This window comes from Jiulongibacter sediminis (genome assembly GCF_001306455.1).
Lineage (GTDB): Bacteria > Bacteroidota > Bacteroidia > Cytophagales > Spirosomataceae > Jiulongibacter > Jiulongibacter sediminis.
This window is the reverse complement of sequence record NZ_LGTQ01000005.1, coordinates 1,291,734-1,308,333: the sequence shown is the minus strand read 5'-3', so window position 1 is coordinate 1,308,333 and position 16,600 is coordinate 1,291,734. Positions and strand designations below refer to the sequence as shown.

The window sequence follows — 16,600 nt, the reverse complement described above, 5'->3', positions numbered from 1 at the left end:
AATGAAGAAATTTATCGGCTTTCTCTAGTCCTTAAGATTAAACATATAGCCTAGTCCTTTGAGGGTTTTGATCACATCTTCGCCGAGTTTTTCTCTGATTTTACGAATATGTACATCAACAGTACGCTCAACTACATAGACTTCAGAACCCCATATTTTTTGGAGCAATTCACCTCGGGACTGAACCTTATTTGGTTTTTTGGCTAAGTAATAAAGTAATTCAAACTCTTTTTTAGGAAGTACGACTTCATTGCCGTCCTCTGTTTTGACGGAATAGTTATTTCGGTTTATTTCCAGACCTCCGATGGTCAACAGGGTTTCGTCCTCGTTTTTGAGATTTTCTTTTCGGAAAAAAGCATTTATCCGGCTGATCAGAGCTCTGGGTTTTATAGGTTTGGTCAGGTAGTCATCTGCACCGGCATCAAAAGCCGCAATTTCAGAGAATTCTTCAGCCCGTGCAGTCAGGTAAATCACATGGATTTTCCGAAGTTTTTCACTCTGCTTGATCTGACGACCAGCCTCAATGCCATCCATTACGGGCATCATGATATCCATCAAAATGAGGTCAGGATTGCAGTCTTTTGCTTTTTCTATACCCTCAAGCCCGTTCGGAGCCGTTTCAATGGTATAGCCTTCGCGTTTAAGATTGTAGGTCAAAAGCTCTATGATGTCTTCGTCGTCATCAACCAAGAGTATTTTTCCGGCCATTTGGGGTTTATCTGGTTTCTGTTCCAAAGATAGAGTTGTAATATTAAGTAAATGTTAAGTCTTCTTAGGGCAAGTCAAAAGTGACCTTATAAAGGTCACCTTGCTCGTTTGAAAATAGGATTTCCCTGTCAGATATAAAAGTCAGAGCCTCAGTTTGTTTTCTTCTGGTTTTAATACAGCCCAAAGGATGCTTAAAATTGATTTCGTCATTTTTGACCTCAAAAAAAAGAATTTTGCCATATGTGAGTAATGCATAAAATTTACCGTTTGGGCTAATGTCTGCTGCTGTTACGGGTTGTTGAATGGAAAGGACTTCCTGGACTCTTAATGTATAATCACCCGCCTTATCGGGTAAAGAATAATGTTTGCTAATCGGATTTTTCTTCTCCCAGCTTTTTGTGAATAAATGAAGCTCACCGTTATGCCAGAAGAAAGCTTCACAATCAAAGTTCTTAATTGGAGCAGGGAATTGGCTTTGGTCGGCATAACGAAAGGTTATCGACTCAGTGCTATTATAAGAGTTGTGTTTGAAAATCCTTAAGTTTTTTCTGTTTTGAAAATTGTTGCCAAAATCACCGATATAGATGCTCTTCTCGGTGTCAGTTGTCAAGTCTTCCCAATCCGTGTTTTGGGTTCCATTGATGATTTTCTTTGAGATGAGCTTTCCGGAGGTTTCAATTTCAAAAAGTGCCGGCTCTCCGTCATCGTTATGAGTTAGTATATTTCCATTATGTAGAAGGGCTAGACCTGAGCTTTCATCAATGATCTCAGGAAGCTTACCCAGCTTTTCAATTTTACTCTCTGATCTCAGATTGACAAACCCCATCGAAACCTCTGAATTGCAGCTACAAGTCATGATTTTGAAAGCGTAGTAAAGAGCTATAAACTTGGCTTTGAGCATTTGTACAGTTATTCTGCCATAAAAGTAAGAAAGCGGGCTGTGGAATTAAATTTTATATAATTTTGAGCAAAAGCGATTCTTATGATAAAACCTCAATCTTCTCAATCTGTATGGGTGGCGGCCACTTTGCTTTCGGTGGTTATTTTAGTTTTTTCTCTGTCGCAGCTTCAGGATATTTTGGTGCCAATCATTTTTGCCGGAATCTTATCATTTCTTCTTTTGCCAGTCAATAATTTCTTTGAAACCAGACTTAAATTTCCAAGAGTTCTGGGGATTATTGTAACCATTTTACTTGCTGGGGCTCTGATAGTTGCCGTCATCTGGTTGATGGTTGGCCAAATTAAAACCTTTGACCAAATCTGGCCTCAAATGATCAAAAAAGGGGAAGAATGGTTAGAAATGGGGCAAAGTTTTATTGCAGAACGCTTCTCTGTGACAGAGGGAACTCAGCTAACTGAGGCTAGGAAATACCTCACAGACTTACTTAAGAATAGTGGTTCTTTTATATCAGGCACTTTATCTAATACCACTGGCTTCCTGGCTAACCTCTCGCTGATTCCGCTGTATATTTTCCTAATGCTACTATACCGTGATTTCTTTCAGGAGTTTCTGTACAAAGCTTTTAAGAGTGTAAGTAATCATCGAATCGATGTGGTTTTAGGAAAGATTAAGTCGGTGGTACAGAGTTACATGTCTGGGCTTTTGTTGGTTATCCTTATTGTCGGTACTTTAAACACCACGGCCTTGTTATTGCTTGGCATTCCTAATGCAGTATTCTTTGGTTTCTTTGCCGCAGTGTTGGTGCTGGTGCCTTATATAGGTGTGGCCATAGGGTCACTATTACCCATTATGATGGCCCTGATCACCAAAGACTCCGCGTGGTACGCTGTAGGTGTGGCGGCTAGTTTCGGGTTTATTCAGTTTTTGGAGGGGAATTTCATTACCCCTTTTATAGTGGGTTCAAAAGTGAGTATTAACAGCCTTGTAGCCATAATTTCACTTTTACTGTTTGGTAGTTTATGGGGAATCTCAGGCTTGGTTTTAGCCCTGCCGCTAACAGCCATTATCAAAGTTCTGTTTGATAATATTGAGAAATTCAGGCCGATTGGGTTTCTACTGGGCGATGCCGATCACTCTGACGTGGGTAAAAAGCGGAAAAGAGTCAAAAATTAACGCAAGCCGGTAAATTCCAAGAGATCGTCAATAAACTCCCGATTATTACTTAGTCTGGGTACTTTATTCTGGCCACCAAGTTTGCCTCTTTTCTGCATCCAATTATAGAAAGTGCCTTCTTCCACAAAGTGTATTTTTGGCATTTGTAACGCGAGGTTACCAGCCCTTTTTGCATCGTAATCGGAGTTAAGTCTTCTCAATGAAGCATCCAGTCTTTCAGCAAAGTCAAAGCTGTTTTCCGGTTTTTGAGGGCATTCAATGATCCACTCATGCCCGCCTTTACTGTCATCGGCCATGTAACATGGCCCGGCTGTGAAATCTTTGATTATGACTCCCGTGGCTTCACAGGCTTCAGTGATTCCGGCCTCAGCATTTTCAATAATCAGTTCCTCACCAAAGGCATTGATAAAGTGCTTCGTTCGGCCTGAAATTTTAATACGATAAGGGTACTTTGACGTGAATTTTACAGTATCGCCGATCTTATATCGCCACAGACCAGCATTCGTTGAGATCAGCAGGGCGTAGTTTTTATCAAGTTCTACCTGATCAAGCGTCAGAGCTTTCGGGTGGTCTTTATCAAGTTCTTCCATGGGTACAAACTCATAAAAAACACCGTAATCGAGCATAAGAAGCATCTCACCGATTCGGCCGAGGTCATCCTGCACACCGAAATAACCTTCAGAGGCATTATAAATTTCAAGGTAGTTGACCTGCTCAGAAGGGAAAAACTTTGTTTGAAAACGGTCGCGGTAGGGTTTGAAATTTACAGCTCCATGAACAAAAAGCTCAAAATCAGGCCAGACCTCAAGGAGATTTTTCTTGCCCGTTTGTTCCAAAATTCTTTCGAGTAAAACCACTGTCCATGTAGGTACGCCCAGAATGCTGGTTAACTTTTCACGGGAGCAAATGTCAATCATACGGGACATCTTTTCTTCCCAGTTATCCATCAAAGCTACCTCCAGAGGAGGAGTACGTAAATACTCAGCCCAGGAAGGCAGGTTTTGCATGATTAAGGCTGAAATATCGCCCACCTGTGTACGACTATTGTAAGGGTTTTCCTGCAAAGAACCCCCTATTGAAAGTCCCTTACCATCAAAAAGGCCGGAATCAGGATGCTCGGCCAGGTAGAGCGTAATCATGTCTTTGCCACCTTTATAATGACAACTTTCTAAGGATTCGTCAGAGACAGGAATGTACTTGCTTTTGGCGTTTGTAGTGCCTGAAGATTTTGAGAAAAGCTTAATCGGAGTAGGCCATAGGATATTGTTTTCACCCCTCAAAACCCGTTCTATTTCAGGGTAAAGATTTTCATAGGCCACAATGGGCACCTGTCTTTGAAAGTCTACTATGTTTTTGATGTCTGAAAAACCATAACGTTTTCCGTATTCCGTTTTTCGGGCCTTTTTTATCAGGCTCTGAAATTGTTCTTGTTGAGTTTCATGCGGATTAAGCATGAATTCATTGATTCTTTCAATTCGTCTTTTAATGAAGAAACTTAGAATTTCGTTAAGAACACTCACGCAGGTAAAGGATAGTTTTCAGCGGTAAAGAAAAATCTTTTTCTGGTCATTACAAATTCCGGGCTCTGTTCGGGTAATCTGTAATGAGGCCGTCGCAGCCTATTGCTTTCACACTTTTCATGTCTTTAATTTTATTCACGGTCCAGGGAATAACCTTTATGCCCAATTGATGAAGCTTCTCGACTTTTTCTTCATTCAAATGCAGGAAATAAGGGCTCCAGACATCAGGCTTAAAACCTAGTTTATTGAGGTTGAGGTCAATATCATTATCATCATAGGGCTCAATCAAAGCGGAGAGAGCGGGTTTTTCATATTCACCAGCCTGAATTCTGGAGAACCAATATCTAAGAACATTAAAGTCAAAACTTTGAATTGTCACTCTTTCGGAAGGTATTAATTGAAAAATAACGTCATGGACCAGATCTGAAAATTCATCAACTTCAGGTTGAGATTTATTATACTCTTCCGGCAGGCTTTTCAATTCAATATTGTAATTGAGCGGAGCAACACCTTTCTTTTTAGCATACTTCTCAGCCTTTTTGATCATTTTCTTTAGAAGCGGTTTATGTACCGCCATTTTCTGCTGTTCCGGAAAATTTGGATTGCCACGTAAACCCACATCAAACTGTTTTATCTCTTTATAGGTCAATTGGTATAAATTGTTTTGTGTTTCTTCCGTCAATGGAATACCATCAGGACCTGTACTGATTTCAGGGTTGAAAAAAGGATCATGAGAAACCACAACTTTTTTGTCTTTGCTGATCACCACATCAAGTTCAAGCGTTTGAACGCCCTCATCAATAGCTCGGATAAAAGCGGGGATGGTGTTCTCAGGCATCAAACCACGCGAACCGCGGTGTCCCTGAATTTCAAAATCGGTTGATTGTGCCATACTTTGCAAAGCAAAAAGAACAAGAAAGAAAAGTTTGCTGCTTGTGTTCATTGAGTAAAATTGAAACCAAAAATAGCAAAGAAGGATCAAGTAGAAAGCCTGCCGACATATTTAACTTCTGATGATTGGGAAGATTCATTATATCCCTATTTTTGGGCATCTTCTCAATCGACAACAAGAAAACATGCAAATAATAGAGATACTCAAAACTGAGCCCAGAAACCAGAAAGTGGAGGTAAAAGGCTGGGTAAGAACCAAAAGAGGGCAGTCTGCTCTTTCCTTTGTAAGTATTAATGATGGTTCAACAATTCATAGCATTCAGGCCGTGGTAGATGGTGAAAACGTGCCCGAGGAGGTAATGAAAAAAGTGACCTGTGGGGCCTGTATTTCTGTCAAAGGTGAATTGGTAGCATCTTCAGGCTCAGGTCAGAATGTTGAGGTCTTGGCTGAGGAGATTCTGATTTACGGAGAGGCTGATGAGACTTTCCCCATTCAGCCAAAGAAACACAGTCTGGAGTTTTTAAGAGAGAAAGCTCACTTACGTTTCAGAACCAGTACGTTCAGTGCAATTTTCAGGGTTCGTCATCATTTGTCACATGCTGTTCATCAGTTTTTTCATGAGCAGAATTTCTTTTATCTGCATACACCAATTATTACTGCTTCTGATGCTGAAGGTGCCGGTGAAATGTTTAGGGTGACAACATTTGAGGCCAATAAGGCCCCTGTTACAGAAACCGGTGAAGTGGATTTTAGTGAAGACTTTTTTGGTAAAGAAACTTCTTTGACCGTTTCAGGACAATTGGAGGGCGAATTGGGAGCTTTAGCTCTTTCAAGGATTTATACTTTTGGACCAACTTTCAGAGCTGAAAACTCAAATACTACCCGTCACCTTGCCGAGTTCTGGATGATAGAGCCTGAAATGGCTTTCTTCGAGCTCAAAGAAAACATGGATTTGGCCGAACAGTTTGTCAAGTACGTGATTGGCTCTGTGATGGAGAATTGTAAAGATGATCTAGCATTTCTGGACAATCGTTTCAATCAGGAAAATAAGACAAAGCCTCAAAATGAGCGATCAGAGCATACTTTGATAGAGAAACTCAATTTTGTACTTGAAAACGAATTTGCCAGAATTACTTATACTGAAGCTGTGGATATTCTGCTTCAATCAAAACCGCATAAAAAGAAGAAATTCAAGTTTCCGGTAGAGTGGGGTATTGATCTGCAATCAGAGCATGAACGATATCTGGTAGAAAAGCATTTTCAAAAGCCGGTAATCATCACCAATTATCCTAAGGACATAAAGGCGTTTTACATGAAACAGAACGACGACGGAAAAACCGTTGCGGCCATGGATGTCCTGTTCCCGGGTATAGGGGAGATGATTGGTGGCAGCCAGCGGGAAGAAAACCTGGACAAACTCAAAAACAGAGTTCATGAAATGGGCATAGAAGAAGAAAGTCTCTGGTGGTATCTTGAAACCCGAAAATATGGGACTGCCCCACATGCCGGTTTCGGTTTGGGCTTTGAACGTCTGGTTCAGTTCGTTACCGGAATGGGAAATATCAGAGACGTTATTGCTTTCCCGCGGACGCCGGGAAATGTGGAATTCTAAATCAATTTCTTTAGTCCCAAAGGTCATTATTCATAATTGATGGATACCTTTGGGGCTTTGGTACATCAAAAATTGTAAGCCGCTTTAGGCCCATGAATAACTGAAATGTTTATCCCTCTACTCATTTTTCTTGCGGTAATTGGAGCCAATGTGATCGTCAGCGTTTATCTGGAGCGTAAAGTTTCAGCGTTTATGCAAGACAGACTTGGGCCTATGGAAGTTGGGAAATGGGGACTTCTTCAGTTGATTGCAGATTTGGTGAAACTCTTTCAAAAGGAGGATATAGTGCCAGCTAAAGCCGACAAAAAGCTCTTCAAATTTGCTCCCAAGCTTATTTTTATGGCCATTTTTGCAGGTTTTGCGGTGCTACCGGTGACCTCAACATTGCAAGGCTCTGCAGCCCAGACGGGTGTCTTTTTTCTCCTCGCCATTGTGAGTTTAGATATTCTGGGAATTCTGATGGCTGGCTGGGCTTCAAATAATAAATACTCTTTGCTAGGAGCCATGCGTTCTGTGGCTCAGATTGTTTCTTACGAGGTGCCTTTGGGTCTGAGTGTTCTTTGCGTGGTGGTGGTTACCCAATCTCTAAACCTTCAGGAAATCAGTTTTCAACAGGGTTTATTCTCGATGGAACCCAATTATCTTTTCGGAATTAAAAAACTCGGTATTGATGTCAGCGAGGTTGGTGGTTTTTTGACCTGGAATATCCTCAGAAATCCATTTCTGCTGATTGTTTACGTGATTTTCTTCATTACCACCCTGGCTGAAACCAACCGTGCACCATTTGACTTGCCTGAGGCAGAATCAGAGCTGATTGCCGGTTATCATACAGAATATAGTGGTTTCCGCTGGGCATTTATCTTTTTGGCGGAATACGGGATTATGCTTTTAGTTTCTCTATTGGGAGCTATCCTTTTCTTGGGAAGCTGGAACTCGCCATTACCAAATATTGGCACTTTCAAACTGGCCCTTTGGACCACCGGCGAGCCGGGGAGTTGGTCCTCTTATCTATGGGGTGGTTTCTGGTTATTTGCCAAAGGCTACCTGGGAATGCTCATCATGATGTGGATTCGCTGGACGCTCCCACGTTTTAGAATTGACCAGTTGATGAAACTTTGCTGGAAAGTGCTTACTCCTTTCCTTTTGGTTTTGCTTCTGATATCTACGATCTGGAGAGTGTTGATGGTTTGGTAGTTTTGTCACAAACCCTCAACTTGTGAGGCCGTAAAGCCCAAGTAATATGCCAAAAAACATCCCAAAAGAACTGGAAAAAGAAATTCTTGGCCTTCCTCAAAAAGACAAGGATCGGCATCTTCTACGTCTTATTTCCAGAAATAAGCTATTGCTTGAGCAAATGAAGTATGATCTCATGGAAGATGAGGCTGATCTTTATCTGAGAAAAGAGGCGTTGAGAGAACATATTTTAGGAGTCATGGCCAAGCCATTTCCAGGAACGGCCTTTTTTCTCAAAGCTTTTCGGAAATTGAGTACTGAGATTACCTGGCACCGCAGAGTTGCCAAAGACAAGTACGGTGAGGTGGATATGCAGATTCTTTGTCTTGAACAGGCTTTTGAGAAACAAATCCGACATGTTGGTGTGATGAGCCGGAAAGGAGATGTTTTGAGAACATATATGGTCAAAAAAGCTCTTTCAGTTCTCAAAATGATCAACGCACTTCATGAAGATTATCGTATTGATTTCGCCGGGAGAATGAACCAAATTTTGAAGCTGCTTCATACCTTTGAGACAAAATACGATGCTCAGAAACTGAGCCTGCCAGAATCACTCTGAAATGAATAAACCCCTCTTAGTTGTCAAATTTGGTACATCGGCTATAACAAACGCTCAAGGTGTGCCTGATGATCAGGTTATTGATAGAATTGCCACTGAGCTTTCTCAACTGCATTCTGAATATTCTTTGGTTTTGGTGAGTTCCGGGGCTGTGGGTGCCGGGAAGTCATTTATTTCTAATTACGACGGGCGACTGGCCAAAAGAAAGGCTGCTGCCGCTGTGGGTAATCCATTATTGATTGTGAAGTTCAAAGAAGCTTTCGCCAAACATGGTTTTCATGTGGCACAAAGTCTTTGTGAACGTAGGCACTTTGCTCAGAGAGAGCTTTTTCTGCAATTGAAAGAGACTTATCAGGAGCTATGGGCCAATGATATTATTCCTGTTGCTAATGAAAATGATGTGATATCTGATCGCGAGCTCAAATTCTCAGACAATGACGAATTGGCAACCTTGATTGCAGCAGGTTTTGGTGCCGAGCAACTGATGATTGCCACAGAGGCCGGCGGCCTGTTAGATAAAGATAAAAATGTGGTCAATCACATCAAAGAAATCAATGATGAGGTGATGGATCTGGTGGATACCCGAAAATCAACTTTAGGTCTCGGAGGCATGTCCTCTAAACTCACGTTTGCAAAATTGGCCACCAAAATGGGCATTAAAGTGACCATTTTCGGGATAAAAATGCATCAAGGTGGTATCTTGAAAGCCTTCAAAGGTGAGAGTGGAACTACTTTTGATCCGCAGGCGGTCAATCTTTCTGCCCGAAATAAGTGGCTTGCCAGCGGAGGTTTAACTACGGCCCGAATTGTGCTTGATGGTGGGGCTGTAGAAGCATTAAGAAATCGGAAAAGTCTACTGGCCGTAGGCATCAAAAAACACTCCGGAGACTTTGATAAAGGTGAAGTTGTGGAGCTTTTAAACGAGAAAAAAGAAGTGATCGGCGTAGCCAGAACTCGTGTTTCTTCTGATTCACTTGATCAAAATAAGCAAAGTCTGATCGTGGCACACGCTGATGATATTGCTATCTTGTAAACATGGAAGAACTTCCCGGTTTTGATAAAAAAATACTCCTGGAAATTGTTACCAAAAGAATGCCCTTTGGCAAATACAAGGGCACACTCATAGCTGACATTCCTATATTTTATCTGGAGTGGTTTCTCCGAAAAGGGGGCTTTCCCGATGGAAAACTTGGTGTTTGGCTGGCCACTACTTATGAAATCAAAAATAATGGTCTTCAGGAAATTATTGAGACATTAAAAAAGATGGTTCCGCCGGAGAGATCTTAATCTTCCCTATCTAGAATCAAAACTTTTCTGGTTCTCTCAATGGGAAGGCTTGGTTCAATTTTCTGAAGCTCTTCGGTGAATATTGGTTCTTCTTTGATCTCAAATTCCATATTGGAGTCAACAATCCTCAGTTGCTTTTCACAAAGCTTAAGTTTTGGGAACACTTCCTCAGCCGCAATTCCTTCCTGCATAGCCATTCGGTAATATATGGAAGCCTCCTTTAATTTTGTTTCCGCCTCTACACGATAATGTTGATTGTAAGCCTTTTTTTGTAGCTCTTTAGCGTGAATGTAAGCCATGATTCCCAGGTCAGGTCTGTTTGGGTCAAAGGGGTTTATTTCAACTAATTCCTCTAGGTTTTCAATGGCTATAGGGTAGTTTTTGAGACCTCGGTTTACTTCATATTTGTGTTTTAATACCATACAGATTTTACTGTCTTCCAGCTTTTTCATGACGTAAACACCATCAGATGAGCTGATCTGCTTATACAAAGTGAAAGCATCCCAGTATCTGCCGTTTTTAAAAAGTTCGTCGGCTTTAGCTAGTTTTTGGTCAGAATTGGCGGCCTGAGCATCGAGGCCAACTGACATCAGGCATATCAACGAGAAGACTACATACTTCATTTTAAAAAGCTTTTATTTGTGAAAACTATTTAATTCGAAGTCGAGATTTATTCGATACGCCAAAAATTGAAAGAATGAAAAAAATGTTACTTGTAGCCTTCTTGCTAACAGCTACTGCTTTAATTTCAAACGCACAGAAGTTTAAAAAATTACCTGAATCTAAAATCGAGCAATCATTTGTTGAAAAACATATTCGTTTTTTGGCTTCGGATGCTCTTTTGGGGAGAAATACAGGAGAGCAAGGCAATAATGCGGCCGCAGCATATATTGCCGAGGAATTTAGAAGTTATGGTGTTTTGCCTGTCAATGGTTCCTATTTTCAGAAAATTCCTTTTGTGAAATATGATCAGCCCCAAAATGCTAAAATTACCGTCGGTGACTCTACTCTTTTTGTCAACAGCGACTTTCTCCTATTGAATGGTGGAGGTGTGAATATAAGCTCAGCTCCGGTGGCCAGGGTTGGTTATGGCTGGGTTTCAGAAGATGGTTCCTATAATGACTACGAAAATCAGGAGGTAACAGGTAAAGTAGTTATAACCCAAATTGGTACGCCGGATACCAAAAGTTTCCGGGAAATGATGTCAGTTTCGGCTCAAAAGGCTGCTATAGCCAAAGAGAAAGGAGCTTTGGCGATCATTGAGGTCTTTACCATTCCTGCTCCATGGGAGCTACTGGTTAGTAATTTTGGTGATGGCAGGCTGGAAATTAATACCAATGAATCGGATTCCTTTACCAGAATTTTGGTGAATGCAGCTACTGCAAAGCGATTAGGAAACGAGACGCTATCAATTCAAAGTGATGAGCTCAGTAAAAAGCCAACTCCAAGTAGTAACGTTGTTGGATTGATTAAAGGCACCGATCCTGATCTGAGATCCACTTACGTGGCTCTCACTGCCCATTATGATCATGTGGGATATCGTGAGCCGGATGGTGAAGGCGATGATTACATTTTCAACGGTGCACGCGACAATGCCATCGGTGTGGCGGGCCTTCTTTCGGCCGCTAAATCTTTAGCTCAAAAACCTCCTAAAAGGTCAATTTTATTAATTGGTTTTACGGGTGAGGAGCTAGGGTTAAAGGGAAGTAAGTTTTACGTAGAGAATCCATTACTGCCTGTGAAGCAAACGGTTTTTAATCTGAATATTGATGGAGCCGGTTATAATGATACTTCCATTATTTCAGGAATTGGTGTTCAACGAACAGGAGCTGAGGCTGAAATAACAAAGGCTGTGGAAGCCTTGGGGCTCAAACTTTTAAATGATCCTTCCCCTGAGTTGGGTTTGTTTGATCGTTCTGATAATGTCAGTTTCGCAGCTCTTGGAGTGCCCGCACCTTCTTTTTCGCCCGGTTTTACAGCTTTTAGTGAAGATATGATGCAGTATTACCATAAAGAAGCCGACAATGCTGAAGGTCTTGACTTTGCTTACTGTACTAAATTTGCAAAATCATATGCTTATGCAGCCCGTTTAGTAGCAAACAAAACCACTGCTCCCCAATGGATAGAGGGCGATAAGTATGAAGAGGCAGGGGAAAAATTGTATCAACACTAAATACTGCACTTTTCAAAGAAAGTTTCCGTCTAAGAAACTCCGGTAAAATCTTAGACAAGCAGTGAACAATTAGCTTTTGATCCATGTTTATAGTACCGAAACTGATGAAGATTAGGAGGAGAAAGTACAATTTTGATGTAATCTGAGAGAATTATGCTGAACGTCGAAAAGACCGACCATAAAATCTAATTTACATTGAAGAAATTGCACTATTTTTACTAAATTCGCAGCCTCGCAAAAACAAGAAAATAACAGTAAACATAAGATAATAACAATGGCCGAAACAGCTAAGCTAAGCCTTGATGGCAAAGATTATGAGTTTCCAATTATTGAAGGGACGGAAAACGAAAAAGCCATAGACATCTCTAAACTGAGAGCTCAGACAGGTCACATCACTATTGATCCTGGTTTTAAGAATACAGGTTCTACTACTTCAGATATTACTTATCTGGATGGTGAACAAGGCTTGCTACGTTACAGAGGTTATAGTATTGAAGATCTTGCCGATAAAGCTGATTTTCTTGGAGTAGCCTACCTTTTGATCTACGGAGAATTACCGAATGAGAAGCAGTACGATGATTTTGTAGGTAAAATCACTCGTCATACGATGGTTAATGAAGACATGAGGAAAATCTTTGATGGTTTCCCTGTAAACGCTCACCCGATGGGAGTGATGTCTTCTTTGGTTAGTGCCATGAGTGGTTTTTATCCTGAGTCTTACAGCAAAAATGATATGGAAGAGATTGATCTTCATATCATCAGATTGATGGCTAAGTTCCCTACCATTGCCACGTGGTGCTATAAGAAATCACAGGGTCACCCGATCAACTATCCAAAAAATAATTTGGATTATACCTCAAACTTCCTGCAGATGATGTTCGCATTACCTGTTGAGGATTATAAAGTTGACCCGATTGTTTCAAGAGCCTTGAATAAATTATTGATTCTTCACGCTGATCATGAGCAAAACTGCTCTACTTCAACGGTGAGGTTGGTAGGCTCTTCCCAGGCTAACCTTTATTCTTCCATTTCTGCAGGTATTTCTGCTCTTTGGGGTCCACTTCACGGTGGAGCTAACCAAGCCGTGATTGAAATGTTGGAAGCCATAAAAGAAGATGGAGGAGGGGTAGAAAAATATCTTGCTAAAGCCAAAGACAAAGACGATCCGTTCAGATTGATGGGCTTCGGTCATAGAGTTTATAAGAACTTTGATCCTCGTGCCCGTATCATCAAGAAATCGGCCGATGAAGTATTAGCAGCTTTGGGAGTAGATGATCCTGTTCTTGATATTGCCAGAGGTTTGGAAGAGGCTGCTTTGAATGATGAGTATTTCATCAGCAGAAAGCTTTATCCGAACGTTGACTTCTATTCAGGTATCATATATAGAGCTTTGGGTATTCCAGTTAATATGTTCACAGTAATGTTTGCTATCGGTCGCTTACCTGGATGGATTGCTCAATGGCTTGAGCTTCGCGAAAGCGGTCAGGCGATTGGTCGTCCTCGTCAAATTTACACTGGAGAAACAGCCCGTGAGTTTAAAGAAATCGGAGATAGATAATCGATTCATAATTTTTAAAGAAAAGCAGGTTCTTCAGAGCCTGCTTTTTTTGTGTCTTGAGTAAATAAAAAAGGAGCGGCATTACTGCTACTCCCTTTTTATACTTCATATATGTTAAAAGGATCGACTATCCAAAAGCTGTTCTCTGACGCAGAATACTGAGGAAGGCATCTTTTCTTCTTCTGCTAATATCAGCGTTGAAATTATCAATTAACCGTACTTCACTTTTTACACCATTGAGCTGTACGCCTTCAATGTGATCAAGGTTAACCATGAATGATTTGTGAGTTCTGAAAAAAGAGGAAAACTGAGTGAAAGCTTTCTCCATTTCTTTCAAAGTTTTTGACACAATCACCTGCTCGCCACCCTTCAGCATTACTTCAGTGTAATTAGCGTCAGCCTTCAGAAGTACAATATCATTAGGGCTTACACGCTTTTTTCCGACGAGTTTGATTGTATTATTCATGGGTTGCTGGTTGAATGATTGATATGTTTAAGACCGGAATGTCAACGGAATGGTTGGAACAACAGAAAAAAAGATTTTCCGATCACACTTTAGTCAATCCTTTTATCCAGATTTTATTTTCGGGACAACCCTTTTCCTTAATTTTGACTGAAACAAAAAGATTTCTGTGAACACAATTCTTGACATTAAAAACATCGTAAAGAATTACGCCAATCATCTGGCTCTTGACGATGTCAGTATTACTGTTCCGAAAGGAATGATCTTCGGCCTTTTAGGCCCAAATGGAGCAGGAAAAACCTCACTCATTCGTATTGTAAATCAAATTACTGCCCCAGATTCTGGTAAAGTATTTTTTGATGGAGAGCCACTATCTGAGCGACACATCTATGAAATCGGCTACTTGCCGGAAGAGCGTGGTTTGTATAAAAAGATGAAAGTAGGAGACCTTCTCCTTTATCTGGCTCGTTTAAAGGGACTTTCAAAGTCTGAAGCCATGGATAAGCTCAAAGAATGGTTTATCAAATTTGATATCAAAAACTGGTGGGATAAGCCTGTCGAGGATCTCTCAAAAGGTATGCAGCAGAAAATTCAGTTTGTTGCTACAGTGCTTCATCAGCCCAAATTGATTATTCTTGATGAGCCCTTCAGTGGTTTTGACCCAATAAATGCCAATATCATAAAAGATGAGATTCTCAAATTGCGTGAGCAGGGCAGCACTATTATTTTCTCAACCCACCGAATGGAGTCGGTAGAAGAGCTTTGTGATCATGTGGCTTTGATTAATAAATCAAAAAAAGTTTTGGACGGTTCAAAAGCGGAATTGAAAGAGCAGTTCAAAGAAAACAGCTTTCATATAGAATTTGATGGCAAACTTGAGAGTAAGGAGGGGGTTTACCAGATTGAAAAAGTGATGAATACTGAAGGAAATCATTACTCCGGGACTGTTAAACTGGCTGAAGGAGTGAGTGTAAATGACCTGATCAGAGCCATTATTGATCAGGTAGAGCTTAAAGCCTTACATGAAAATATCCCGACCATGAATGACATCTTTATCAAAGCTGTAAACCAAGCCTGACCATGAAAAATATTCTACTAATTATACAACGCGAGTACCTCACAAGAGTAAAAAAGAAGAGTTTTATCATTCTTACACTGCTGGTACCCCTATTGATGATGGGTATGTGGGCAGGTATTATTTGGGCTGCCATGAGTGGTACAGATGAGAAACATATTTCGGTGATTGATGAAAGTGGTTTTTTTGTCAATAAAATAGGTAACGGCGAAATGTATTCATTTGAATATATCGATACTGATCTTACCGAGGCCAAAAAAGCTTTTCCTGAAAGTGGTAAAGACGCTCTGGTGTTTATCCCTGCTGATATCATGGAAAACCCTAAAAGCGTTCAGATTTTTGCAGAGAGAGGTGTTCCGCTTGAACTGAAAAGCAAAGTTGAAGGAGCCATTGAACGAGAAATTGAGAGCATTAAACTTACTGAAGCCGGTATTACCCGTTCGGTTCTTGAAGATGCTAAACTCAATGTAAGTTCAGAAACGATCAGTCTCAACGATGGAAACGAGAAAAAAAGTAGCTCCACCGCCGCAACGATCATTGGTTTTGCCTGTGCTTTCTTGATTTATATTTCTGTATTTATCTACGGAGCTCAGGTGATGCGTGGTGTAATGGAAGAAAAGACCAGTCGAATTGTAGAGGTGATTATATCCTCAGTAAAGCCTTTTCAGCTCATGATTGGAAAAATTGTGGGTGTGGCATTGGTAGGTCTTACTCAGTTCACCCTATGGATTGTTCTTACTCTGGCCTTGTTTAGCATTGGAGGGCAAGTGGTAGGCTCTAAACTTCAGGACATGCCTGATGTGAGTGCGGTGCAGTCGGCAAATCTTCCTCCTGAAGTTGCCGCTCAAATGCAGCAAAATCAACCCGATATTGGAGCTGATGTTTTACCGGATATCATCAATGCGGCGTCAACATTACCCATCGCCACGATAATTATTTCGTTTTTGTTTTACTTCCTTGGAGGTTATTTGCTTTACAGTTCGCTTTTTGGTGCGGTAGGCTCCGCTGTGGATGGTGAAACAGATACGCAGCAGTTTATTTTACCTATTACTATCCCGATTATTGCAGCATTTATTATTGCTCAGTTTGTCATGCGTGATCCTAACGGGCCATTGGCCTTCTGGGCTTCAATGGTGCCATTTACGTCACCAATCATTATGATGGTACGTATACCTTTCGGTGTGCCCATCTGGCAAATAGCCTTGTCTATAGCCTTGCTCATTGGTGGTTTTATTTTTACCACCTGGCTGGCAGCCAGAATTTACCGAATAGGTATTCTGATGTACGGAAAGAAAGTAACCTGGAAAGAACTCTCAAAATGGGTTTTTTATAAAGGGTAGATATTTCTCGGTTTTATTAAAAAAGCAAACTCATCAATGGGTTTGCTTTTTTGTTTTAAAGCAGCAAAGGATTAAAAGTATTGTCCGTTTTGAGGTATCTTACAAA

General features: G+C 40.8%; 16 protein-coding genes. 10 read left to right on the top strand and 6 right to left on the bottom strand.

Annotation, left to right across the window (positions count from 1 at the left end):
- Positions 1 to 24: 24 nt before the first annotated feature.
- Together AFM12_RS05825 and AFM12_RS05820 are read right to left on the bottom strand one after the other, a co-directional pair.
- Positions 25 to 708 carry a response regulator transcription factor gene (locus AFM12_RS05825; RefSeq protein WP_055144929.1) on the bottom strand — a complete coding sequence of 228 codons (684 nt, stop codon included), beginning with the start codon at positions 706 to 708 and terminating at the stop codon, positions 25 to 27.
- 64 nt (positions 709 to 772) lie between these two features.
- Positions 773 to 1,609, bottom strand: a complete 837-nt coding sequence (locus AFM12_RS05820) for a YjiK family protein (protein ID WP_055144926.1) — start codon at positions 1,607 to 1,609, stop codon at positions 773 to 775.
- A gap of 81 nt (positions 1,610 to 1,690) precedes the next feature.
- On the opposite strand from AFM12_RS05820, the gene AFM12_RS05815 reads away from it, so the two are divergent.
- Positions 1,691 to 2,782 (top strand): AI-2E family transporter, encoded by a 1,092-nt coding sequence (locus AFM12_RS05815; RefSeq protein WP_055144923.1) that lies wholly within the window; start codon positions 1,691 to 1,693, stop codon positions 2,780 to 2,782.
- Here AFM12_RS05815 and AFM12_RS05810 read toward each other — a convergent pair.
- A complete protein-coding gene (locus AFM12_RS05810; protein WP_055144920.1) occupies positions 2,779 to 4,302 on the bottom strand; it encodes a GH3 auxin-responsive promoter family protein in 1,524 nt (507 codons plus the stop codon). The two genes, AFM12_RS05815 and AFM12_RS05810, sit on opposite strands and share 4 nt — an antisense overlap.
- A 49-nt stretch (positions 4,303 to 4,351) precedes the next feature.
- The gene (locus tag AFM12_RS05805) at positions 4,352 to 5,194 is read right to left on the bottom strand and encodes a glycerophosphodiester phosphodiesterase family protein (protein ID WP_055145212.1); all 843 of its coding nucleotides are present in this window, start codon (positions 5,192 to 5,194) and stop codon (positions 4,352 to 4,354) included.
- A gap of 184 nt (positions 5,195 to 5,378) precedes the next feature.
- Between AFM12_RS05805 and asnS the strand changes: the two genes are divergently transcribed.
- The 5 genes from asnS (at position 5,379) to AFM12_RS05780 (ending at position 9,885) form a co-directional block, all read left to right on the top strand.
- Positions 5,379 to 6,806 carry an asparagine--tRNA ligase gene (asnS, locus tag AFM12_RS05800; RefSeq protein ID WP_055144917.1) on the top strand — a complete coding sequence of 476 codons (1,428 nt, stop codon included), beginning with the start codon at positions 5,379 to 5,381 and terminating at the stop codon, positions 6,804 to 6,806.
- A 105-nt stretch (positions 6,807 to 6,911) separates the two neighbouring features.
- Positions 6,912 to 8,000, top strand: a complete 1,089-nt coding sequence (locus AFM12_RS05795) for a complex I subunit 1/NuoH family protein (protein WP_055144914.1) — start codon at positions 6,912 to 6,914, stop codon at positions 7,998 to 8,000.
- Between the two features lie 46 nt (positions 8,001 to 8,046).
- Complete coding sequence (locus AFM12_RS05790) at positions 8,047 to 8,598, top strand: hypothetical protein (protein WP_055144911.1); 552 nt, start codon at positions 8,047 to 8,049, stop codon at positions 8,596 to 8,598.
- A 1-nt stretch (position 8,599) separates the two neighbouring features.
- On the top strand, positions 8,600 to 9,631 hold the full coding sequence (gene proB, locus AFM12_RS05785) for a glutamate 5-kinase (protein ID WP_055144908.1): 1,032 nt from the start codon (positions 8,600 to 8,602) through the stop codon (positions 9,629 to 9,631).
- 2 nt (positions 9,632 to 9,633) lie between these two features.
- Entirely contained in the window at positions 9,634 to 9,885 is a 252-nt protein-coding gene (locus AFM12_RS05780) for a DUF3820 family protein (RefSeq protein WP_055144905.1), read from the top strand.
- On the opposite strand, the gene AFM12_RS05775 is transcribed toward AFM12_RS05780, so the two are convergent.
- Complete coding sequence (locus AFM12_RS05775) at positions 9,882 to 10,508, bottom strand: hypothetical protein (protein ID WP_131458210.1); 627 nt, start codon at positions 10,506 to 10,508, stop codon at positions 9,882 to 9,884. The two genes, AFM12_RS05780 and AFM12_RS05775, sit on opposite strands and share 4 nt — an antisense overlap.
- A 74-nt stretch (positions 10,509 to 10,582) precedes the next feature.
- Between AFM12_RS05775 and AFM12_RS05770 the strand changes: the two genes are divergently transcribed.
- Positions 10,583 to 12,058, top strand: coding sequence for a M28 family peptidase (locus AFM12_RS05770; protein WP_055144899.1), 1,476 nt, complete (start codon positions 10,583 to 10,585; stop codon positions 12,056 to 12,058).
- 274 nt (positions 12,059 to 12,332) lie between these two features.
- Complete coding sequence (locus tag AFM12_RS05765; protein WP_055144896.1) at positions 12,333 to 13,616, top strand: citrate synthase; 1,284 nt, start codon at positions 12,333 to 12,335, stop codon at positions 13,614 to 13,616.
- A 127-nt stretch (positions 13,617 to 13,743) separates the two neighbouring features.
- Here the strand turns inward: AFM12_RS05765 and AFM12_RS05760 are convergent, their stop codons facing one another.
- Positions 13,744 to 14,082, bottom strand: a complete 339-nt coding sequence (locus AFM12_RS05760) for a LytR/AlgR family response regulator transcription factor (RefSeq protein ID WP_055144893.1) — start codon at positions 14,080 to 14,082, stop codon at positions 13,744 to 13,746.
- Positions 14,083 to 14,248: 166 nt separating this feature from the next.
- Between AFM12_RS05760 and AFM12_RS05755 the strand changes: the two genes are divergently transcribed.
- Positions 14,249 to 15,157: an ABC transporter ATP-binding protein gene (locus AFM12_RS05755; RefSeq protein WP_055144890.1), complete on the top strand. Its 909-nt coding sequence runs from the start codon at positions 14,249 to 14,251 to the stop codon at positions 15,155 to 15,157.
- A 2-nt stretch (positions 15,158 to 15,159) separates the two neighbouring features.
- Positions 15,160 to 16,494, top strand: coding sequence for an ABC transporter permease (locus tag AFM12_RS05750; RefSeq protein WP_055144887.1), 1,335 nt, complete (start codon positions 15,160 to 15,162; stop codon positions 16,492 to 16,494).
- The last annotated feature ends 106 nt before the right edge of the window (positions 16,495 to 16,600 follow it).